At 63.2% G+C, this 21,739-nt stretch carries 19 protein-coding genes and 1 pseudogene; 10 read left to right on the forward strand and 10 right to left on the reverse strand.

The genetic code is table 11. The annotated features are described in order from the left end of the window. Positions 1-72 precede the first annotated feature (72 nt). The 3 genes and pseudogenes from ACS5Q1_RS09365 to xth all read left to right on the forward strand — a co-directional run. A pseudogene (locus ACS5Q1_RS09365) lies at positions 73-636 on the forward strand (DNA translocase FtsK); the annotation flags it as partial. A gap of 101 nt (positions 637-737) precedes the next feature. After that, entirely contained in the window at positions 738-1,664 is a 927-nt protein-coding gene (locus tag ACS5Q1_RS09370) for an outer-membrane lipoprotein carrier protein LolA (protein ID WP_473097900.1), read from the forward strand. A 77-nt stretch (positions 1,665-1,741) separates the two neighbouring features. Next, the gene (gene xth, locus ACS5Q1_RS09375; protein WP_473097901.1) at positions 1,742-2,557 is read left to right on the forward strand and encodes an exodeoxyribonuclease III; all 816 of its coding nucleotides are present in this window, start codon (positions 1,742-1,744) and stop codon (positions 2,555-2,557) included. Between the two features lie 294 nt (positions 2,558-2,851). Here xth and ACS5Q1_RS09380 read toward each other — a convergent pair whose 3' ends face one another. Together ACS5Q1_RS09380 and ACS5Q1_RS09385 are read right to left on the reverse strand one after the other, a co-directional pair. Further along, positions 2,852-3,358, reverse strand: a complete 507-nt coding sequence (locus tag ACS5Q1_RS09380) for a cyclic nucleotide-binding domain-containing protein (RefSeq protein WP_473097902.1) — start codon at positions 3,356-3,358, stop codon at positions 2,852-2,854. Between the two features lie 6 nt (positions 3,359-3,364). After that, on the reverse strand, positions 3,365-4,051 hold the full coding sequence (locus ACS5Q1_RS09385) for a response regulator transcription factor (protein ID WP_203441888.1): 687 nt from the start codon (positions 4,049-4,051) through the stop codon (positions 3,365-3,367). Between the two features lie 236 nt (positions 4,052-4,287). On the opposite strand from ACS5Q1_RS09385, the gene ACS5Q1_RS09390 reads away from it, so the two are divergent. Both ACS5Q1_RS09390 and ACS5Q1_RS09395 read left to right on the forward strand, forming a co-directional pair. Next, positions 4,288-4,821, forward strand: a complete 534-nt coding sequence (locus tag ACS5Q1_RS09390; protein WP_473097903.1) for a L,D-transpeptidase family protein — start codon at positions 4,288-4,290, stop codon at positions 4,819-4,821. Beyond that, the gene (locus tag ACS5Q1_RS09395) at positions 4,821-5,678 is read left to right on the forward strand and encodes an ATP-grasp domain-containing protein (protein ID WP_473097904.1); all 858 of its coding nucleotides are present in this window, start codon (positions 4,821-4,823) and stop codon (positions 5,676-5,678) included. Before ACS5Q1_RS09390 ends, ACS5Q1_RS09395 begins: the two co-directional genes overlap by 1 nt. Before the next feature lie 154 nt (positions 5,679-5,832). Here the strand turns inward: ACS5Q1_RS09395 and ACS5Q1_RS09400 are convergent, their stop codons facing one another. Further along, on the reverse strand, positions 5,833-7,347 hold the full coding sequence (locus ACS5Q1_RS09400) for an ABC-F family ATP-binding cassette domain-containing protein (RefSeq protein ID WP_473097905.1): 1,515 nt from the start codon (positions 7,345-7,347) through the stop codon (positions 5,833-5,835). A gap of 330 nt (positions 7,348-7,677) precedes the next feature. Further along, positions 7,678-8,565 carry a LysR family transcriptional regulator gene (locus ACS5Q1_RS09405; protein ID WP_473097906.1) on the reverse strand — a complete coding sequence of 296 codons (888 nt, stop codon included), beginning with the start codon at positions 8,563-8,565 and terminating at the stop codon, positions 7,678-7,680. 117 nt (positions 8,566-8,682) lie between these two features. Between ACS5Q1_RS09405 and ACS5Q1_RS09410 the strand changes: the two genes are divergently transcribed. Continuing rightward, a complete protein-coding gene (locus ACS5Q1_RS09410; RefSeq protein WP_473097907.1) occupies positions 8,683-9,678 on the forward strand; it encodes an aldo/keto reductase in 996 nt (331 codons plus the stop codon). Between the two features lie 230 nt (positions 9,679-9,908). Next, a complete protein-coding gene (locus tag ACS5Q1_RS09415) occupies positions 9,909-10,409 on the forward strand; it encodes a hypothetical protein (RefSeq protein ID WP_473097908.1) in 501 nt (166 codons plus the stop codon). A 4-nt stretch (positions 10,410-10,413) separates the two neighbouring features. Here ACS5Q1_RS09415 and ACS5Q1_RS09420 read toward each other — a convergent pair whose 3' ends face one another. Further along, positions 10,414-11,091, reverse strand: a complete 678-nt coding sequence (locus ACS5Q1_RS09420; protein ID WP_473097909.1) for a YggS family pyridoxal phosphate-dependent enzyme — start codon at positions 11,089-11,091, stop codon at positions 10,414-10,416. Positions 11,092-11,347: 256 nt separating this feature from the next. On the opposite strand from ACS5Q1_RS09420, the gene leuS reads away from it, so the two are divergent. From leuS to holA, 3 genes are read left to right on the forward strand one after another with little or no spacing between them, the layout of a single operon-like run. After that, the gene (gene leuS / locus ACS5Q1_RS09425) at positions 11,348-13,969 is read left to right on the forward strand and encodes a leucine--tRNA ligase (protein ID WP_473097910.1); all 2,622 of its coding nucleotides are present in this window, start codon (positions 11,348-11,350) and stop codon (positions 13,967-13,969) included. Beyond that, positions 13,956-14,492: an LPS assembly lipoprotein LptE gene (lptE, locus tag ACS5Q1_RS09430; protein ID WP_473097911.1), complete on the forward strand. Its 537-nt coding sequence runs from the start codon at positions 13,956-13,958 to the stop codon at positions 14,490-14,492. Before leuS ends, lptE begins: the two co-directional genes overlap by 14 nt. Before the next feature lie 4 nt (positions 14,493-14,496). After that, the gene (gene holA / locus ACS5Q1_RS09435; RefSeq protein WP_473097912.1) at positions 14,497-15,516 is read left to right on the forward strand and encodes a DNA polymerase III subunit delta; all 1,020 of its coding nucleotides are present in this window, start codon (positions 14,497-14,499) and stop codon (positions 15,514-15,516) included. Between the two features lie 298 nt (positions 15,517-15,814). Here the strand turns inward: holA and ACS5Q1_RS09440 are convergent, their stop codons facing one another. The 5 genes from ACS5Q1_RS09440 to mnmE form a co-directional block, all read right to left on the reverse strand. After that, positions 15,815-16,696 carry a ParB/RepB/Spo0J family partition protein gene (locus ACS5Q1_RS09440; RefSeq protein ID WP_473097913.1) on the reverse strand — a complete coding sequence of 294 codons (882 nt, stop codon included), beginning with the start codon at positions 16,694-16,696 and terminating at the stop codon, positions 15,815-15,817. 19 nt (positions 16,697-16,715) lie between these two features. Next, on the reverse strand, positions 16,716-17,555 hold the full coding sequence (locus tag ACS5Q1_RS09445) for a ParA family protein (protein ID WP_203441876.1): 840 nt from the start codon (positions 17,553-17,555) through the stop codon (positions 16,716-16,718). Then, positions 17,552-18,166 carry a 16S rRNA (guanine(527)-N(7))-methyltransferase RsmG gene (rsmG, locus tag ACS5Q1_RS09450; RefSeq protein ID WP_473097967.1) on the reverse strand — a complete coding sequence of 205 codons (615 nt, stop codon included), beginning with the start codon at positions 18,164-18,166 and terminating at the stop codon, positions 17,552-17,554. Before rsmG ends, ACS5Q1_RS09445 begins: the two co-directional genes overlap by 4 nt. Positions 18,167-18,177: 11 nt before the next feature. After that, positions 18,178-20,061 carry a tRNA uridine-5-carboxymethylaminomethyl(34) synthesis enzyme MnmG gene (gene mnmG / locus ACS5Q1_RS09455; RefSeq protein WP_473097914.1) on the reverse strand — a complete coding sequence of 628 codons (1,884 nt, stop codon included), beginning with the start codon at positions 20,059-20,061 and terminating at the stop codon, positions 18,178-18,180. Positions 20,062-20,378: 317 nt separating this feature from the next. Continuing rightward, positions 20,379-21,689 (reverse strand): tRNA uridine-5-carboxymethylaminomethyl(34) synthesis GTPase MnmE, encoded by a 1,311-nt coding sequence (gene mnmE, locus ACS5Q1_RS09460; protein ID WP_473097915.1) that lies wholly within the window; start codon positions 21,687-21,689, stop codon positions 20,379-20,381. Positions 21,690-21,739 lie beyond the last annotated feature (50 nt).

Consider the following 21,739-nt stretch of genomic DNA (forward strand, 5'->3'; position numbering starts at 1 on the left):
GAACAGCCCTTCAAGCGGAACTAGCACGGCCACTAGTGCAGCTGGCTGCCGGCGACGCAGCGGTCCTACTGTGTCATCCTGGCGACGCAGCGGCCGTCGGTCGACGTGATCACCGGCACGATCAAGGCGAACTTCCCGACAAGGATCTCGTTCCAGGTCACCTCGAAGATCGACAGCCGCACGATCCTGGGCGAGATGGGGGCGGAGCAGCTTCTGGGCCAGGGCGACATGCTGTACATGGCCGGCGGCGGGCGGATCACGCGCGTGCACGGGCCGTTCTGCTCCGACGAGGAGGTCGAGAAGGTGGTGGCGCATCTGAAGCGCCAGGGCCGGCCGCAGTACCTCGAGGCCGTCACGGCCGAGGAGGACGAGGGCGGTGGTGCCGGTGCGGACACGCCGGTGTTCGACCAGGGCGAGTTCGGGGCGCCGGGCGGCGATCTCTACGATCAGGCGGTGGCGGTGGTCTTACGCGACAAGAAGGCGTCGACGAGCTACATCCAGCGCCGGCTGCAGATCGGCTACAACCGCGCCGCCTCGCTGATGGAGCGGATGGAGAACGAGGGCATCGTCGGGCCCGCCAACCACGCCGGAAAACGCGAGATTCTGCTTGAAACTCCGGGGATGGGAGAGGATTAAGGATCCGCGCTGGAACCTTGGCCGCTGACCTGCGTCATTCTTGAGCCATGCGCAATGGCCAAGCAGCGGTCAATATCATGTTCCGAAGGAGACTTGATCGGATGCGTCCCGTCCCTCTCGCCAGCCTGGTGATGGCCCTTGTCGCGGGTCCCCTGCCGGCCATGGCACAGACGACGCTGCCAATCGAGATGATCCTCCCCTCTGCCCGGTCGGTTACCGCTCAGGGCTTCAGCCCTTCGCCCCCTCACCTGCCGACGGCCGCGTTCCATCGCGCAACGCCTCCGGTAGCGGATGCTCAGCCGTTCCGGCCGGTCATTTCCCAGCCGGCCAATGGAGAGCAGGTCCTGGCCGCGACCGCACCGCTTCCGCCGAGCCGCCCGATCATGGCGGAACCCCAGAAGCCCACCGCGCCGGAACCCATCGCCATCACGCCCCAGCCCATCGTGACCGCGGCTGTGGAGCCTGTGGCCCTGCGGCAGCCCCTGCCGAACAGCACGGTGGTGGAGCGGGCCAATGCCTATTTCACACATCTGACCACCCTCGTGGCCGATTTTACGCAGGTGGGGGGTGACGGACGCCGACAGGGCGGCACGCTCTATCTCCAGCGCCCCGGCAAGGTGCGGTTCGAATACGACCCGCCCGCCACTCTCCAGGTGATCGCCGATGGACGATCCGTCGCCGTGCGCGACCGCAAGCTCGCGACCCAGGATCTTTATTCAATTTCTCAGACGCCGCTGAAATTCCTGCTGCGCGAGCAGGTCAATCTCGGCCAGGATATCCGGATCACCGGCATCACCAACGACGGCGATTCGGTCCGCATCAATCTGGAGGATTCGTCGACGCTGGGCGGCACCTCTCGCATCACCCTCACTTTCGATCCCCTGGTGGAGAGCCTGAATCAGTGGCGCATCATCGATGCGCAGGGCTTCCAGACGATAGTCGCCCTCAACAAGATCGAGCGCGGCCGCCGGATCGACCAGGATCTGTTCAAGATCCAGTACGAAGCCATCGTGGGCGGGAACAAATAGGCGCCACGCGTTCTGCCACGCTTCCCTCCAGCCCAAATCTGTCGTAGCCGGATAGGGTCTTTCGAAGGGCTCTTCCCGTGCAACTGACCGTCTCGACCTGGAACATCAATTCCGTTCGCCTGCGCCTCGATCAGGTGGGCCGCTTCCTGAAGGAGCGCCGCCCCGACATCCTGTGCCTGCAGGAGACCAAATGCCCGAACGACAAGCTGCCCCTGAAGGAGCTGCAGGCCTTCGGCTATCCCTTCGTCGTCCATATGGGCCAGAAGGGCTATAACGGCGTCGCCATCCTGTCCCGCTATCCGTTCTCCGAGAACAGCGTGATGGAGATGTGCGGCCGGCAGGATGCGCGCCACATCACCGTCACCTTGAGCCGGGAGGCCAAGGCGGCCGCGGGCCTGACGATCCATAACTTTTATGTCCCCGCCGGCGGCGACATTCCCGATCCGGGACTGAACGAGAAATTCAAGCACAAGCTCGATTTCATGGCCGAGATGCGCTCATGGGGCGGCAAGGCGAAACCCACCTCCGCACCGGCCATTCTCGTGGGCGATCTCAACGTGGCGCCGCTCGAACACGACGTCTGGAGCCACAAGCAGCTCCTCGATGTGGTGAGCCATACGCCTGTCGAGACTGAAATGCTGGAGGAACTGCGCCAGGAGGCGGAATGGATCGACGCCATGCGCATCCTGCGCCCCGAACCTGAAAAGATCTATTCCTGGTGGAGCTACCGGTCGCCCGACTGGGCCGCCGCCGACAAGGGCCGCCGGCTCGATCACATCTGGCTGTCGAAGGGCATGAAGGACAGCTTACGCTCCATCGACGTCACCCGCGAAACCCGCGGCTGGGACCGTCCCTCCGACCATGCTCCCGTGACGGCGGTGCTGGAGCTGTAAGCAGCGGCAGAGACTCGTTCGGAAAAAGCCGTCATCCCGGACGGCGCAGCCGATCCGGGATCGTTTGAGATGAGGCGTTGTTTCCCTCCCCCTTGTGGGGGAGGGCTAGTGGGGGAGGGCTAGGGAGGGGGGTGCTGGCGCCATACACGGATAGGCTATCGCTCACACCCCCTCTCTAACTCTCCCCCACCCCTCTCTAACTCTCCCCCACAAGGGGGGAGAGGGTTTGGTCGCGCCATCCTCGTCTTGCAATCCCGGATCTTCGCTGCGCTTCGTCCGGGATGACACTCAGGTCTAACCCCGATTCTCGTCCTCGTCCGGCAGCGCCGCCGGGCCACTCTCCCCGTCGATGGCGATGAGCTGCTGGCGCACCCGCTCCAGGCCTTCCGTGAGGCGGTTCAGCTCCTCGGCCATGGCCTCCTGGATGGCCGCCGCAGCGTCCGGGAATTCCTCCAGCACCCGGCGCATGAGGCTCGGCGTCACGCGGATGATCGCCGAGGGCTCGCGGGCGGTGGCAGTGGCGCGACGTTCGATGCGGGCGAACAGGGCCGCCTGCCCGATGAGAGAGCCTGGACCGGCCAGGAAAGCTTCGGGCGAACCGTCATCGCTGGCATCGAGCGCGATGGCGCCGCGGCTCACCACGTAGCCGCCGTCCGAGCGATCCCCTTTTTTGAACAGCACATCCCCTTCGCGATAGGTCCGGTTCTCCGACGCGAAGGCGACGAGGCGCAGGGCATCCCGCTCCAGCAGGTTGAACAGCGGAGCCTGGCTTAAAACTGCGATATCATCGTCGAGCGCCATGGGGTTTTAGGGAATCAGCTTGTAGCCGCCGGGCTCGGTGACCAGGATGCTGGCATTCGATGGATCGGATTCGATCTTCTGGCGCAGGCGATAGATATGCGTCTCAAGGGTGTGGGTGGTGACATTGGAATTGTAGCCCCAGACCTCGGTGAGCAGCGTGTCGCGCCCGACAACCGCCTGACCGGCGCGGTAGAGATAGCGCAGGATCGCCGTCTCCTTCTCCGTCAGCTTGAGCTTGGAGCCCTTCTCGGTGGTCAACAGCTTCGAGCCCGGGCGGAAGATATAGGGCCCGATCTGGAACACCGCATCCTCGCTCGCCTCGTATTGGCGCAGCTGCGCCCGGATGCGGGCAAGCAGCACGGCGAACTTGAAGGGTTTGACCACATAATCGTTGGCGCCGGCTTCCAGGCCCATCACCGTATCCGTGTCAGATCCTTGGGCGGTGAGCATGATGATCGGGCTGCGGAAGCCGTTCTGGCGCATAACCTTGACTGCCTCGCGCCCATCCATGTCGGGCAGGCCCACATCCATGATGGCGAGATCGACCCGGTCCCCCTTCACCGCCTCGATGGCGCCCGTGGCCGTCTCGGCGGTTGCGACCTGAAACTCGTCATAGAATCCGAGCTGTTCGGCTAGGGTGTCGCGCAGGTCCTGATCGTCATCGACGACGAGGAGGCGGCTGGCATTCGACATCTCAAACCTTTCAACACGATGAATCGTAAAGGCGTCAGCACGGCTTTCAAAAAGCGAAAACACGTCAGCCTTGAGCCGGTTCGTTCGCTCCCTTGTCGCCGCACATGATCCCGATCGAAAAATCGCAGCCTAGCGTGAGCCGGCGCGAACCTTGAGCTTTTAGATCATGCTTGACGCATAAGAGTAATCATTCCCAGCTTGACAACAAGGGGGCGTTCAAGGCCCTTCCACTGCCTATGAAATTGTCTCACGTCAATGTCATCCGCGTCTTCCGCTCCCCGCTCGACCACCGGCGCGGGCGGCTCGAGGCCGGCAATCTCGTCCTTCCTTGCGCGCTCGGACGCTGCGGGACGGCCCGAGCCAAGCGCGAGGGTGACGGCGCCTCGCCGGTCGGGCGCTTCAAGATTCTGCAGGCTTTTTACCGTCCCGATCACGGCCCGCGCCCCCGGACCGGCCTGCGCTTAAGGCCGATCCGTCCCACCGACGGCTGGTCCGACGACGTGAGGGACCGCCGCTACAACCGCCTCATCCCCCTGCCCAGTCCCACCAGCCACGAAAAGATGTGGCGCGACGATCATCTCTATGACGTGGTGCTCGACATTGCCTGGAACCGCGGCCCCATCGTCAAGGGCCGCGGCAGCGCCATCTTCCTGCACCTCGCCCGTCCCGGTTTCCTGCCGACGGAGGGCTGCGTCGCTGTCGACAGGCGCGTGATCCGCCGACTCTTGGAGCGGATCGGGCCGGACACGCGGATCGAGATCGTCGGCTGATGACGGCCATCCTGATCGCTACCTGCTCGGAGTACCCGCATCCGACGCCGAACCTTGAGGCTTTGCTTGGTGCCCTGCGGTCCAGCGGTGCCGAGGCCTCCTATCTGCCCTGGAAGACGACGCCGCTGGAAACCTTCGCGGCGGCCGATGCCGTTCTGCCCCTATGCTGCTGGGATTATTACGACAATCCCGAGCGGTTCCTCAGCTGGATCGACGCGCTCGAAGCCAGGGGTACGCGGCTCATCAATCCTCCCAAGCTCCTGCGCTGGAATTTCCGCAAGACTTATCTTCTGGAGATGGCGAAAGCAGGTCTTGCCGTCCTCAATACCTTTCACCTGTCCGAGGTCAGCCGCGAGGCCATCGAGCAGCGGATGGAGGAGAAAGGCTGGCGCATCGCCGTTCTCAAGCCGGTGTCGGGCCAGAGCGGACACGGCGTTCGCAAATTGGATTGGGACAAGCGCGCCGAATGGTCTCTCAAAGGGATAACCGGTGAGTCGCTGCTGCAGGAGTATCAGGAGGATATCGGGGCGCTTGGCGAGACGACCCTGACCTTCATCGAAGGCGCGTTCTCCCATGCCGTCCGTCGCGTGCTCAAAGCCGGCGAATGGCGGGCCAACCAGCAGTTTGGCACGACCTATGAGCGCGTGGACGTGAGCCAAGACGTGATCGATGCCGCGCAGGACTACCTCGGCCATCTCGCGCAGGTGCCGCTTTACGCTCGTGTCGACGGACTCGTTCGTCCCGATGGCTTCATACTGACGGAGTTGGAGTTGATCGATCCTTATCTCTATCTCGAATTTTCTTCAGGGGGCGCTGATGTGTTGGCGCGGGCGCTCCTACGGCAGCTTGGATCATAGAGCAAGGAACCGCCGTCATGGCCGGGCTTGTCCCGGCCATCCACGTCTTCATCACAAACTCTCTCACCTCCTCAGGATGAGGATTATGCCAGGAAGAAGACGTGGATGCCCGGCACGAGGCCGGGCATGACGCGTTGTGGTTTGCCAATACTGCTCAACCGACCACTGTCTCATAAAACATCTCCGGCCCGTCGATCTCGCGCAGCCTGCCCTTCTCGATGAGCAGGAAGCGTGTGCCGATGGTTTTGACGAAGCTGCGGTCGTGGGACACGACGATACAGGTAGCTTCCGCATCGAGGATTTCCGATTCCAATTGCTCGCGGCCTGGAATGTCCACGTGGTTGGTGGGCTCGTCCATGAGATAGAAATTCGGCTCGGACAGGCGCAACGCCAGAAGCCCGAGCCGCGCCTTCTGACCGGGCGACAATTTCGCGATGGGCAGCTTCTGCTTCTCGATGGAAAAGCCCGCTTCCGCCAATACCGCGCGGCTGCGCTGATCGCCGAGGCGGAAGCGCGACAGGATGAAATCGTGCGCCGTGTCCTTCCCGGGCAATTGCTGCATATCCTGATCCACATAGCCGAGGGCGAGGCTCGGACTCACGCGGATGCCGGCTAAACCATCGGGCTCATGCATCGCCTTGTGCAGTAGGCGGACGAGCTGCGACTTGCCCGCACCGTTGCGACCGAGCACCACGATCCGGTCGCCCTGCGCCACATCGAGCTTTGGAATCGCGAAGAGCTTGCGCTCGTCCGGCGCCTGCACGGTGACATTTTCAAGCGTCGCGAGCACGCGCGCATGCGTGCCGCGATTGCCGAGCCTGATCTCGCCCGGCCGCTCCTTGTGCACGGCGCGCGCGCACTGCTCCAGCGCATCGGCTCGCCGTCTGATCTGCGCCGATTTCAACTGCGCTGCGTCGCTGCCGCTATTGATGCCGACATTGCGCAATTCCTGCGCGCTCTGGCGCAGACGCTTCACCTCGCGCAGGGTCTTGTCGCGCTGCGTCTGTGCAATTGAATCGTGTGCGTCAAGCAGTTCGCGGGCGCGGCGATAGGGGTGCGCGAAGGAGATCGATTCCTCCGGCCGCAGGAACAGCGTTTTCGTCGTGCAGGCATCGAGAAAGTCGCGGTCGTGGCTCGCCACCACGATCGGCGCCCTATAGCCCGCCGCATTGATCCAGGCTTCCAGCTTGAACAGCTTTTCGAGATCGAGATGGTTCGTGGGCTCATCGAGCAGCAGCAGATCGGGCTCGGTGATCCAGGCGCGGGCGATCAGCGCCAGCCGCTGCCAGCCGCCGCTGAGTGCGTGCATCGGAAGAGTGCGCAGATCAACGGGTGTCTCGAACTCATCAAGCACCATGTCGACGCGCCATGCCTGATTTTCCCGCTCATCCGGCGGTAGGACGTTGAGCAGGACATCATGCAAGGACAGGCCGAGCAGGCTGTCGGGAACGTCCTGCTTCACGAGCGCGACGCGCAATCCGCGCGAGCGGACGATGTCGCCGTGCGTCGGCTCGATGAGACCCGCGAGACATTTCAGAAGCGTCGATTTTCCGGCGCCGTTCGCGGCAACGAGCCCGAGGCGATCGCCCTCGCCGATGACGAGGTTCAGGTTCTGGAACAGGGGTGTATGGGCAATGACGGTGACATTGCGAAGGCTCAAGGAAGCCATGGGGTAAATCTCACTGGTGCGGCGCGCTCGGGCTCTCAAGCCATCACAAGCGCGAAAAGTCTGGAACGTGTCGGACGCGCCGGATCCTTGCGGAGCTACGAGCGCGTTGAGCCGTTCAGAGCTGACCAGAATGAGGTGAGGACAATCAGAAGATTGTCAGATCCGCTCGGTGGTCGGCCCTGCAACAAGCTGCTGCAGGGCATGCCAGGGGCCGAACTTGCGTTGATGCATCGCTTCCAACATGCAGCCCTCCCTGGTTCGAATGAGATCGGAGCGTGAGGCTTAACCGGAAAATGCCGTGGATGCAATGTCGCCGATGGGCGGATCCGGTCAGCGCTTGATGAAATCGACAAAGGCCCGCAGGGGCGCCGGCATGTGCCGACGGCTCGCATAATAGAGGAAGGGTCCGGAAAATGGCTGCAGCCAGTCTTCCAGCACCGGTACCAGGGCGCCGCTCTTCACATGCGGTTCGACGAATCCCTCAAAGGTGGCGATCAGCCCAAGTCCCTGAACAGCTGCCGCGATCTCGAGATCGATGCTGTTGGCGATCACGCGGGCATTGGGCGTGATCTTCACGATCTCGCCGTCGCGCTCGAACTCCCAGGGGTGCATGATTCCACTGGCGAAGCGGTGGCGGATACAGGTGTGATTGAGGATGTCCTTCGGGTGCGTGGGCCGGCCGTGAACAGCGAAATAAGCGGGCGCTCCGGCGACCACAAAGCGCTGCACGCGCGGGCCGATGGGCACGGCGATCATGTCCTTCTCGAGCCGCTCGTCGTAGCGGATGCCGGCATCGAACCCGGCCGCCAGAACGTCGACGAAGCTGTCCTCGGTGGTCACCTCGAGGACGATGCTTGGATGAGCGGCGAGGAACGGCCCAATGATCGGCGGCAGCACCAGCCGCGCCACGGCGGTGGGTACGTTGAGGCGCAAGGTCCCGGTCGGCGAATCACGAAAGCCGTTGACCGCATCGAGCGCGGCCGCGACCTCGCTCAGGGAGGGCCCTAAACGCTCCAACAGCCGCTCGCCCGCTTCTGTCGGCGTGACGCTGCGCGTCGTTCGGTTCAGAAGCCGCACCCCGAGCCGCGTCTCCAGCCGGCGCAGGGCCTCACTCAGAGACGAGGCCGAAACCCCGCGCAGGCGGGCCACGCTGCGGAAGCTCCGCGCCCGCGCCACCGCCGCGAAGGCTTCGAGATCAGCCAGATCGACATCGCTCATTGTTCGAAAATCCAAACAGCCTGTTCCGGTTATGCCGGATTATCGCACGAACCGGAAGCGGGCATGATCCATTGATGCCAGCGAATACGCTGGCCGACATTTTCAGGAGATCATCAGATGCAACAGCGCCGTTTAGGAAAATCCGGCCCTTCCGTATCCGCCCTCGGTCTCGGCTGCATGGGCATGTCAGGCATGTATGGACCCTCGGACCGGGCGGAGAGCATCGCCACCATCCATGCGGCGCTGGAGGCCGGCATCACCTTGCTCGATACAGGCGATTTCTACGGCATGGGCCATAACGAGATGCTGATCGGCGGGGCGCTCCAGGGCTGCAACCGCGATCAGGCCCTCATCAGCGTCAAATTCGGCGCCCTGCGCGATCCGGCCGGGAACTGGCTCGGCTACGATGCCCGGCCGAAAGCCATCAAGAGTTTTCTCGCCTATACCCTGCAGCGTCTGCGGGTCGATCACATCGACATCTACCGCCCTTCGCGACTCGATCCCGACGTCCCGATCGAGGACACGATCGGGGCTATCGCCGATCTGGTGAAGGCTGGCTATGTGCGCCACATCGGCCTCTCAGAGGTCGGCGCCGACACCATTCGCCGCGCTGCCAGCGTGCACCCGATCTGCGACCTGCAAATCGAATATTCCCTGATCTCACGCGGCATCGAGGACAGCATCCTGTCCACCTGTCGCGACCTCGGCATCGGCATCACCGCCTATGGCGTTCTCTCCCGCGGCCTGATCAGCGGCCATTGGCAGAAGGGCGGTCAAGGTCAGGGCGATTTCCGCAGTCACAGCCCGCGCTTCCAGGACGGCAATGTGGAGAAGAATCTCACGCTGGTCGAAGGCCTCCGGCGCCTGGCCGAGGCCAGGGGCGTCAGCGTCGCGCAGATCGCCATCGCCTGGGTGGCGGCGCAGGGCGAGGACATCGTCCCCCTCGTCGGCGCTCGTCGGCGCGATCGGCTGACGGAGGCTCTCGGTGCGCTGGATGTAAAGTTCACGAAGGAGGACCTCGCCGCCATCGAGCAGATCGTCCCTAAAGGAGCGGCGGCCGGCGACCGCTATCCATCCGCACAGATGGCGATGCTGGATAGCGAGCGGGTGTGAATGAGCGGATCACCGGCCTTGTGCCGATGATAGCGATGGATTGCGGCCCCGCGCTTTTCACAATCGGGATGGCCGGGACAAGCCCGGCCATGACGAAGAGGCAGCAGATTTCCTATCCCAGCTTCCACTTCTGGGCTGTGGGCATGCTGATGGTGTGTCATCTCACCGCCGGAAGGCGTTTGTTCTGTTATAGCGAGCACTCCCTTGGTGAAGCGATCGCGAGGACATCCATGGAACGCAGACTGATCCTGGCCGTCGTGAGCGCCGGCCTCTCCTGGCTGCCCGTCTCAAGCACTCTGTCGCAAGATTTCGGTTTCTGGCGAGCGCTCACGACCGAAGAGGAGAAGGCTCGCGTTGGGGATGCGTCAGCCAATTCCATTGACCCTGCGATGATCGAAGCCGACTTCGATGGCGATGGAAAGAAGGACAAGGCGCTAATCGCGATTCGAAAGATCGACGGGGCCCGCGGCCTCATCGCGGTCCTGAACGGTCGCGTTCATGTCATCAGTCCAGATGGCATGGAGCCGTCAGACGGCCTTGGATTGGCCAAGCGGGGCCCCTGGGATACGATCTGCGGCAATGCTTTTCGTGAGTTCCACGACTGCACGCATTATCCAAGTCGCGTCATGCTCAAAAATCCCGGGATCCTCTGGATCGGAAATGGCCGGACCAGCCTCCATTTCTGGGACAGGAAAAAGAAGCAGTTCGATACTGTCCTGATGGTCGATTGATGGCTCAAGCCTTCGGCCGGCTCCCGAAGATCGCGCTGCCGACCCGCACATGGGTGGCACCGAGCTGGATCGCGGCATCGAAATCGGCGCTCATGCCCATGGAGAGCCATGTCAGTCCGCGGCGCTTCGCGATGGTGCTGAGCAGGGCGAAATGCGGCGACGGTGGGTCCTCCGCCGGCGGGATGCACATCAAACCTTCGACACTCAGGCCATATTTGTTGCGGCAGGCGTCGAGGAAAGCATCGATCTCGGTCGGGATCACGCCGCCCTTCTGGGGCTCCTCGCCGGTGTTGACCTGAACGAGCAGACGCGGCCTCCGGCCCTGCTTGGCGATTTCCTTTGCCAGCGCTTCAGCCAGCGACGGTCGGTCGAGCGTATGAATCACGTCGAAGAGCTCTACCGCCTCCTTGGCCTTGTTGGACTGAAGCGGGCCGATCATGTGCAGCTCCACGCCGTCATAACGCTCGCGCAAGGCGGGCCACTTGGCCTTGGCCTCCTGCACATAGTTCTCACCGAAGACCCGCTGGCCCGCGGCGAGCACCGGCTCGATCGCTTCGGACGGAAAGGTCTTTGAGACCGCCACGAGGGTGATGGACGACGGGTCGCGACCGTAATCGGAGGCCGCGCGACGGATGCTCGCCCGTACCTGTTCCAAGCCTTCGACCGCGCTGTTCTCGCTCATGGACGTCCTCTCCTGCTCCTGTCATCCCCGGCCGGAGATGGCGAAGGCCATCGTAGGGGAAGGGGGTCCACGGTCAGGCACACCGCAATAGATCCCCTTCCCAGCCCTTCGGGCCGCCGGGGACGACACATGCGTCGAAACTTGACCGCCTCCGCGACGCGAAACCGTTGACCGCGCGGGAGAGCTGTGTCCTAGTCCGCGCCAATGCTGCGGCGCAAGCCGCTTGAATCGCTAAACGACGGATGGCTTAAGAAAAATGAGGCCTGAGCGCTACAACGCCAAGGAAGCCGAGCTGAAATGGCGGAAGGTCTGGAACGACCGCGACCTGTTCAAGACGAACAACGACGACCCGCGTCCGAAATATTACGTGCTCGAGATGTTCCCCTATCCGTCGGGGCGCATCCATATGGGCCACGTGCGCAACTACACCATGGGCGACGTGGTGGCCCGCTACAAGCGCGCCCGCGGCTTCAACGTGCTTCATCCGATGGGCTGGGACGCCTTTGGCATGCCGGCCGAGAACGCCGCCATGCAGAACAAGGTCCATCCGAAGGAATGGACCTATGCCAATATCGCCACTATGCGCGCCCAGCTGCAGTCCATGGGTCTCGCCATCGACTGGAGTCGCGAGATCGCAACCTGCGATCCGAGCTATTACAAGCATCAGCAGCGCATGTTCCTGGACTTCCTGGAAGCCGGGCTCGTCGACCGTAAGACCGCCAAGGTGAACTGGGATCCGGTCGATCATACCGTGCTCGCCAACGAGCAGGTGATCGACGGGCGCGGCTGGCGCTCAGGCGCTCTGGTCGAGCAGCGCGAGCTGACCCAGTGGTTCTTGAAGATCACCGATTTCACGCAGGATCTGGACGACAGGCTCGATACGCTCGACCGCTGGCCGGAGAAGGTGCGCCTGATGCAGCGCAACTGGATCGGCCGCTCGGAAGGCCTGCTGGTGCGCTTCGCCCTGAAGCCTGAGACCGTGCCGAACGGCGAGACCGAGCTGCAGATCTACACCACGCGGCCCGACACCCTGTTCGGCGCCAAGTTCATGGCGGTTGCGCCCGATCATCCGCTGGCGAAGGCTGCAGCCGAGAAGAACCCGGAGCTCGCCGCTTTCATCGAAGAAGCCAAGCGCATGGGCACAGCGCAGGAGGCCATCGACAAGGCCGAAAAGCTCGGATTCGATACAGGCATCCGCGCGGTGCATCCGTTCGACCCGAACTGGACGCTGCCGGTCTATGTGGCGAACTTCATCCTGATGGAATACGGCACCGGCGCCATCTTCGGCTGCCCGGCCCATGACCAGCGCGACCTGGATTTCGTCAACAAGTACGGCCTGGGCAACACCCCCGTCGTTTGCCCGCCGGACGTGGACCCGGCCAGCTTCGTGGTCACGGACGTGGCCTATGATGGCGAAGGCCGGATGATCAATTCCCGCTTCCTCGACGGCATGACCATCGAAGAAGCGAAGGAGGAGGTCGCCCGCCGCCTGGAGAGCGAGGTCCGCGGCAACCGGGCGGTCGGCGAGCGCAAGGTGAATTTCCGTCTGCGCGACTGGGGCATCTCGCGCCAGCGCTACTGGGGCTGCCCGATCCCGGTCATCCATTGTGATGCCTGCGGCGTGGTTCCGGTGCCGAAGGATCAGCTTCCGGTGGTGCTGCCGGAGGACGTGTCCTTCGACGTACCGGGCAATCCGCTCGACCGTCACCCGACCTGGAAGCATGTCGACTGCCCGCAATGCGGCGGAAAAGCCCGGCGCGAGACGGACACCATGGACACCTTCGTGGATTCATCCTGGTATTTCGCGCGCTTCACGGACCCGACCCTGACCGACAAGCCGGTGGACCGCGCGACCGTCGATGCCTGGCTGCCGGTCGATCAGTATATCGGCGGCATCGAGCACGCGATCCTGCACCTGCTCTATTCGCGCTTCTTCACCCGCGCGATGAAGAAGACCGGCCATGCCGGCCTCGACGAGCCCTTCGCGGGTCTGTTCACGCAGGGCATGGTGGTGCACGAGACCTATAAGGATGCGAGCGGCGGCTGGGTGTTGCCCTCCGACGTGCGCTTCGAGACGGTAAGCAACACGCGCAAGGCCTTCCATGTGGAGACCGACGCACCGATCGAGATCGGCTCGATCGAGAAGATGTCGAAGTCGAAGAAGAACACGGTCGATCCGGACGAGATCATCGCGTCCTACGGCGCTGACACGGCCCGTTGGTTCATGCTGTCAGATTCGCCGCCGGAGCGTGACGTGATCTGGACAGAGGAAGGCGTGCAGGGCGCAGGCCGTTTCGTGCAGCGCGTGTGGCGCCTCGTCGGCGAGATTGCAGAGCGCATCGGCAACGCCGACGGCGTTTCTGGTGATGGTCCGATTGCGCTCGCAGTGCGCAAGGCGGCACACAAGGCGCTCGCCAGCGTGGAAGAGGATGTGGAGCGCCTGCGCTTCAACCGCTGCGTCGCCCATCTCTACGAACTGGCCAATTCCCTGCAGGATCTGGCGAACCAGGCCAAGGCGAGCGACGAGCCGGGCGTGAATTCGGCCTTTGCCGAGGCCGGACGCATCTTCGTGCAGCTGCTGGCGCCGATGATGCCGCACCTGGCCGAGGAATGCTGGGAGTCGCTGGGCCAGCCGGGTCTCGTCTCCGACACGGCCTGGCCCGTTGTCGACCGTTCGCTTCTCGTCGAGAACACGATCACCCTGCCGGTGCAGGTCAACGGCAAGAAGCGCGCCGACGTGACGGTTGCTCGCGATGCGGATCAGGCTACTGTCGAGGCGGCTGTGCTCTCGCTAGACGCCGTGCAAAAGGCTATGGAAGGGAAGCCCGCCCGCAAGATCATCGTGGTTCCCCAAAGGATCGTGAATGTCGTCGCTTAAGTTCAAGGCTCTCGCCCACGTCGCTCTCGTGGCAGGCCTGTCTCTCGGCCTGTCCGCCTGCTTCCGGCCGCTCCATGGGCCGACCGCCTCGGGCCAGTCGCTTCAGACGGTGCTGGCCTCCATCGACGTGCCGGAGATCGAGTGGCCGCCGGCGCTCGCGAATACGGGGCATTACCTGCGCAGCGAGATGATCTATGCCCTCAATGGGTCGGGGTCGGATACGCCGAAGAAATACAACCTGAAGATGTCCATGCGCGAGAGCCAGTCGAGCCCGGTCGTCGACAGCGAGACCGGCACGGCCAGCTCCGTCATCGTCGGCGGAACGCTGACCTACACCCTGACGAGCCTGGACGGAAAAACCCTTGTGACGCAAGGGGTTGCGACGTCGTCGACCAGCTTCGACCGTTTCCCACAGCGGTTCGCCAACATTCGGGCGGCGCGGGATGCGGAGATCAGGCTCGCCAAGGATTTGGCGCAGCAGGTGAAGACCCGGTTGTCGGCGACGCTCGCAACTCAAAGCTGAGTCGATGGTCGCCGTCAAAGCGGGTGACGTGGATGGGGCGCTGCGGCGCCCCGATCCGCGCATCGGCGTGTTTCTGTTCTATGGGCCCGATATGGGCCTGATCAACGAGCGGGCGCGTATGGTCGCCGAACGCTCGGTGGACGATGCGTCAGACCCCTTCCAGCTCATTCGCATCGACGGCGACGACATCGCCGCCGATCCCGCCCGCCTCGCGGATGAAGCCGGGACGATGGGTCTGTTCGGGGCGAAGCGCGCGATCTGGGTGAAATCGACCTCGCGCAATATCGCACCCGCCGTCGATGCGGTCCTGAAAGGTGAGTTGCAGGATACGGTGATCGTCATTGAGGGCGGTGATCTGCAAAAATCCTCGCCGTTGCGGACACTCTGCGAGCGCTCGCAGAAGGCGCTCGCCCTGCCCTGCTACGCGGATACGGGCCGCGATCTCGGCACCGTCGTCGACGAAACCTTGAAGGCCAACGGCTTTTCGATTCAACGCGAGGCCAGAACTGCTCTGATCGCAAGCCTCGGCGGCGACCGTCTTGCCACCCGCGGCGAACTTGCCAAGCTCATGCTCTACGCCCACGGCCAGCGTGAGATCACCGTTGCCGATGTGGACGCGATCATGAGCGACGTGTCGAGCCTCGCCATGGATGCGGTGGTCGATGCCGCCTTTGGCGGCGAAGGCACGGGCCTCGAGACCGGCTCCAGGCGTCTCGCAGCCGAAGGCGTGAATGCGTCCGTGCTGCTCGGCGCCGCACTCCGTCATGCCTTGATGCTGCTGACTGCACGCCTTTCCGTAGAGGAAGGCCGCCCAATCCCGGCCGTGATGGAATCCATTCGTAGCCTGCATTTCCGGCGCAAACCCCTGGTCGAGCGTCATCTCCAACGCTGGACCAGCGACAGTCTCAAGAACGCCATCACGCTCCTGCAGGCGAACCTTCTGCAGACCCGCCGCCTGTCTGATCTCGACGATACGATTGCGGCGAAGACCTTGCTCGACATCGCGCGCGCGGCACGGCGGTAGCCTTTATGTGATGCCTGGGCTTGTACCGGCCATCTCGATATGGACACGCGCTTACGGGACGGGCGTGTCATTCCCGGCCGGAGATGGCGAAGCCATCGCAGGAGAAGGGAATCCATAACACTGAGCGCAGGACTGGATCCCCTTCCCGGCCCTGCGGGCCGTCAGGGATGACGCCCATCACGTCATGGCCGACTTTGTGCTGGCCATCCCGATTTGAAGAATATCGCGCCTCATAGAAATGAGATCACCGGCATGAGACCGGCGATGACGAGGAATGTGACTTGCCTAATCGCGCTTCTTACGGATTCAGTCGCCGGCACAACCCGTCGAGCTGCTCCAGGGACTTGTATTTGATGCGCAATTCGCCGCCCTGGCCTTTATGGTCAATGCTGACGGTAAGACCGAGCACGTCCTGCAGTGCCTTTTCGAGGGCGCGGGTGTCCGGGTCCTTCTCGGCCTTACCGGGCTTGATCGACTTGGTTTCGAGCTTCGGCTGTCCATTGTCGCCCTGGGCGATCTCCTCGACCTGGCGCACGCTCAGTCCCTCGTTCAGGACGCGCTTAGCGACAGCAACCGGGTCCTGCACGGCCAGCAGCGCGCGGCCGTGTCCGGCAGTGAGCTTGCGGTCGACCAGGAGGGATTTGACCGGCGTAGGCAGATCCGTCAGGCGCATCATATTGGCGATGTGGCTACGGCTCTTGCCGATGATCTTGGAGAGGTTCTCCTGCGTGTAGGAGAATTCGGCCATCAGACGTGCATAACCATCCGCCTCCTCGATAGGGTTGAGGTCGGCGCGCTGGACGTTTTCGAGAATGGCGTATTCGAGCGAGGTCTTGTCATCGATATTGACGATGACCACCGGCACTTCATGGAGACCCGCTTTCTGTGCCGCGCGCCAACGGCGCTCGCCGGCAACGATCTCGTATGAATCGGCCTTGTTCGGCAGGGGCCGGACGACGATGGGCTGGATGATGCCGCGGTCCTTGATGGACTGTGTCAGCTCCTGAAGCTCCGAATCCTCGAAAGCCTTTCGTGGGTTGCGCGGGTTCGGGCGCAGGAACTCGACGGGCACCTTTTTCTGCCCGCCCTTGCTGCCCTGCTGCATGGTGCCGATTTCGTCACCGACCTCGCCGATCAATGCGGCCAAACCCCGGCCCAGCGATTTCATTTCCTTCGCCATGACTTGTTCTCAACTCTCGTTACGCGGCGCGCAGGGCACGTTCACGCTGAATGACTTCGGATGCTAAACGGAGATAGGCCTGCGAACCGGCGCATTTCAGATCGTAGAGCAGCACCGGCTTGCCGTGCGACGGCGCCTCGGACACGCGGACGTTGCGCGGGATCATGGTCTCGTAAACTTTGCTGCCCATGAACTCGCGCACATCGGCCACCACCTGCCCCGAGAGGTTGTTGCGCGGGTCGAACATGGTCAGCACGACGCCATGGATCGACAGATCCGAATTGAGGGCCGAGCGGACCTGTTCGACCGTCTTGAGAAGCTGACTAAGACCTTCCAGAGCAAAAAATTCGCATTGAAGGGGGACTAGAACCGCGTCAGCGGCCACCAAGGCATTGATGGTCAAAAGATTGAGCGATGGCGGGCAATCGATCAAAACATAGGTAAAAGGTTCACTTACCTCGGAGGCCGAAAGGCTCTGAATCGCCGAGCGGAGTCGATGCGACCGATTCCGCTCATTCGCGATCTCCAACTCAACGCCGAGCAGATCGAGAGTCGAGGGCGCGACCGCCAATCCGGGCACGACGGTTTCGGTGATGCTCTCAGCCAGCGACGCTTCACCGGCGAGGACATGATAGGTCGAGACCTTGCGGCTCTTGCGGTCAATGCCGAGACCGGTCGAGGCATTGCCCTGCGGGTCGAGATCGATAATCAGCACCTTCTCGCCGATGGCAGCGAGCGCCGTGCCGAGATTGATCGCCGTCGTCGTCTTGCCGACGCCCCCCTTCTGGTTGGCGAGCACGAGAACGCGCGGCTTCACACCATGCGCACCTGCTTCGGGTCCGTTGCGGTCGGTCATCATGAATGGCTCTCGATGGAGGTTATGCGAAGAATCCGGGCCTCAGAATCGGTCAGGCTTGGCAGGATCTCTGCCTCGAATGTCCACTTTTTCCGAGCCTCGGTCAATTCGGTCTCGACGTCGCGACCCTTGGGAAACAGGCCCATTGTCCCCGCTTTCAACAAGGGTGCCGTCCAATCCAGCAGCATGCTTAATGACGCCAAGGCGCGGGCCGAGACCACATCGGCCTTGCCGACGAAGCCGGGCACCACAGTTTCCAGCCGCGCTTCATGCACAGTGATGGAGGTGCTGGCTAGCCGGGCAATGTGGCGAAGGAACGCGCATTTGCGCGAATTGCTCTCGACGAGGTGGACTTTGAGCCCCCTTTCCGCCCCCGCAATGGCGAGGACCAGACCGGGGAATCCGGCGCCGGCGCCGAGGTCGAGCCAGGTCTTGGCCTCAGGCGCGAGATCGAGAAGCTGGAGTGAATCGACGATATGGCGCTCCCAGATCTGGTCAAGAGTGGCCGGTCCGACGAGGTTTTTGATCGCCTGCCAGCGGCGAAGCTCGCGTTCTAGAAGCTCAAGCTTCTCGAATGTTTCACGTGAAACATTGAGGTCCGAGGCGGTGATCATGGCGGATTTCGTCACGATAGCGTCTCAACCGCATGATCACTTCGACCCGGTGCCTTGCGGGCATGGGCGGCCAACAGCGTCAGAGCGGCCGGCGTGATTCCCTCGATCCGGGCCGCTTGCCCGAGAGTCTTGGGACGGATCAGATCGAGCTTGGCCTTGATCTCGTTCGACAGTCCGGGCAGCCCCTGGAAGTCGATGCTCTCCTCTAGCACCACACCCTCATCCCGACGATAGGCGGCGATATCGGCCTGCTGCCGGTCTAGATAGACCGCATAGGTCGCGTCGGTCTCCAGCCGTTCCTGCACGGTGCCGCTCACGGAAGCTAGGCCGGGCCAGACGCGCGATAGGTCGCTCCAGCCGATGCTCGGATAGGACAGAAGCTGATACGCGGACCGACGGATTCCGTCCTGGTTCAGCTCGAAACCATGGCGGGACGCCTCCTGCGGCGTCAGGGAGAGGGCTTGCAGCCGCTGTCGTGTCTCGCGGATCTCGTCCTGCGAGCGCCGGAAATGCGCCTCGCGCTCGGATCCGACGCAACCGATCTCCAGACCCTTGCCGGTCAGGCGCTCATCCACATTGTCGATGCGCAGGCTCAGGCGATACTCAGAGCGTGAGGTGAACATGCGATAGGGCTCGCTCACCCCGCGGGTGATCAGGTCGTCGACAAGCACGCCGATATAGGATTCGGCCCGGTCGAACACGATGCCGTCCTGACCGGATGCCCGACGCGCGGCATTCAAGCCGGCGACGAGCCCCTGAGCCGCTGCTTCCTCATAGCCCGTGGTGCCGTTGATCTGGCCTGCGAGGAAAAGACCCTGAACCGCCTTGGTTTCGAGCGCGGCCGTCAGGTTGCGCGGATCGACATAATCGTACTCGATGGCATAGGCCGGCTGGAGCATCCGGGCTCTCTCCAGACCCGGAATGTGCGTCAGGAAAGCAAGCTGCACATCCTCGGGCAGGGAGGTCGAGATCCCATTGGGATAGACTGTGATGTCGTCGAGACCCTCTGGCTCCAGAAAGATCTGATGGCCGTCGCGATCGCCGAACCGCACGACCTTGTCTTCGATGGAGGGACAATAGCGCGGCCCCCTGCCCTGGATCTCGCCGGAATACATGGCCGAGCGGTGCAGGTTGTCCCGAATCAGCTCATGCACCTTGGCGGTCGTGCGGGTGATTCCGCACTCGATCTGCGGGTTTTCGATCCTGGTGGTGAGAAGAGAAAACGGCACCGGCTCATCGTCCGCTGCCTGCTTGTCGACGCCCGCCCAGTCGACGGTACGGCCGTCGAGGCGCGGCGGAGTGCCAGTCTTCAGACGACCGAGAGTGAAGCCGAGCCGCTCGAAGGTCTTCGGCAGGCCGAGGGAGGGACGCTCACCCATGCGGCCAGCAGGGATCTTCTTCTCACCGATATGGATCAGTCCAGAGAGGAAAGTACCGGTAGTGATGACAACGGCTCCGGCTGTGAGAACACGGCCGTCGGTCAGCAGCAGGCCAGTGACGCGACCGTCCTGCACAACGAGATCGTCCGCCTCCCCTTCCACGATGGTCAGGTTCGGCGTCTGCTGCAGCTCAGCCTGCATGGCGCGGGCATAGAGCTTGCGATCGGCCTGGGTGCGCGGTCCTCGGACCGCCGGTCCCTTGCGACGGTTGAGCAGGCGGAACTGGATGCCGGCCCGGTCGGCGATACGACCCATGACGCCGTCGAGGGCGTCGATCTCGCGCACGAGGTGGCCCTTGCCGAGACCGCCGATGGCCGGGTTGCAGGACATGGCGCCGATGGTCGATAGCTTGTGGGTGACGAGGGCCGTGCGTGCGCCCGTGCGCGCCGACGCGGCGGCCGCCTCGGACCCCGCATGGCCGCCGCCCACGACGATCACATCGAACACCTGACTCATGAAATTCTCCATGTCAGAGCATCGGACCCAAAAGTGGAATGCACTTTTGGGATCGATCCGATGCTCCTTTTCCTGCCGAGCGCATCGCTTGGCGCGGAAAACCGAAAACACTTTTTCGCACGATGCGCTTGGATCTAAGTCCCGGCGCCACGGAGGTCAAAAGGGCAAAATGTTTCACGTGAAACATTTTGGACCGGACCTCGGTTCTGCACATCCTGTTCACAGGATGTGCGCATCCGATTCAGCATTGTTCCACCGATTCGTGAACAGCCGAAAATCGACTCTCACAGATTCGAGTCAGGGTTACTGATGACGGATCACTTGCCAATGCAGAAGCTGGAAAACAGGCGGTCGAGCACATCCTCGACATCCACCCGGCCCGTGATCTCGCCGACGGCGCGGGCGGCCAACCGCGCCTCTTCCGCCGCCAATTCGAGCGGACCGTGGCTGACCAGCATGGCGCGGGCCCGCTCCAAAGCGGCATAGGCGCGCTCTAGAGCCTTGCGGTGACGCTCACGGGTAACGATGGCATCGCCCTGCCCCATCAGCGCCGCGGCCTCCCGCTCCAGACGTGCGATGAGTTCCGGCAGCCCCTCACCTGTGGCGGCCGCAATCATGAGGTCGCAATCGTGTCGGATCCGATTCAAATCGGATTTCGTGCCCACGCGCAGAAGGCACCTGGCCCTAGGTGGCTCACTTTCTCCGCCTTCCGGCGGAACCAGCCAGAGCACGAGGTCGGCATTTTCCACGCGGGCGCGGGCACGGGATACGCCCTCCTGCTCGATCAGGTCACCGCTCTCTCTGAGGCCCGCCGTATCGACAATGATCACAGGCAGCCCGCCGAGATCACAATGGACCTCAATCACATCGCGGGTCGTGCCGGCAATCGGCGAGACGATGGCGACGTCCCGCTGAGCGAGCGCGTTCAGCAGGGTCGACTTGCCCGCATTGGGAGGTCCCGCCAGCACGACGGTGAGCCCCTCGCGCAGGCGCTCGCCGCTGCGGTTCGCCGTGGCGCGACCGATCTCGCCCCGCACCCGATCGATCATCTCACAAATCTCCGCTTCCAGATCCTCCGGCACATCACTCTCGTCGGAGAAATCGAGGCTCGCTTCCAGCAGCGCCAGAACCTGCAGCACGTTCTCGCGCCAACCCTCGGCGGCATTGCCCAGACGCCCGCCGAGCTGAAGCATGGCTTGGCGACGCTGCGCCTCCGTCTCGGCATCGATGATGTCGGCAAGGCCTTCGACTTGGCTCAAGTCCATCCGCCCGTTGAGAAAGGCGCGGCGGGTGAACTCACCGGCCTCCGCCGCACGGCAATTGTCAATGGAAGCAAGAGCGCGCAGCACGGCGGCCCGGGTCGCCAGTCCGCCATGGATCTGGAGTTCGGCTTGATCCTCGCCGGTGAAACTCCCCGGCCCCGGCATCCACAGGACCAGAGCCTGATCGAGCGGTTCGCCGGTGCTAGGGTCCTTTAATGTCCACACGACCGCGCGCCGGGGTTCGGGCACCCTTCCCGCCATCCGTTCCAGAATGGTGCGGCTCTCCTTCCCACTGATCCGGATTAGGCAGACGGCGGCGCGGCCGTGACCGGAGGCAGTGGCGAAGATGGTGTCGTCCGAACGCATGAAGGTGAACCTCGTACAGGTAAGAGGATTTAAGGTTGATGAAGTCTTAA

Source organism: Microvirga sp. GN3, assembly GCF_055792825.1.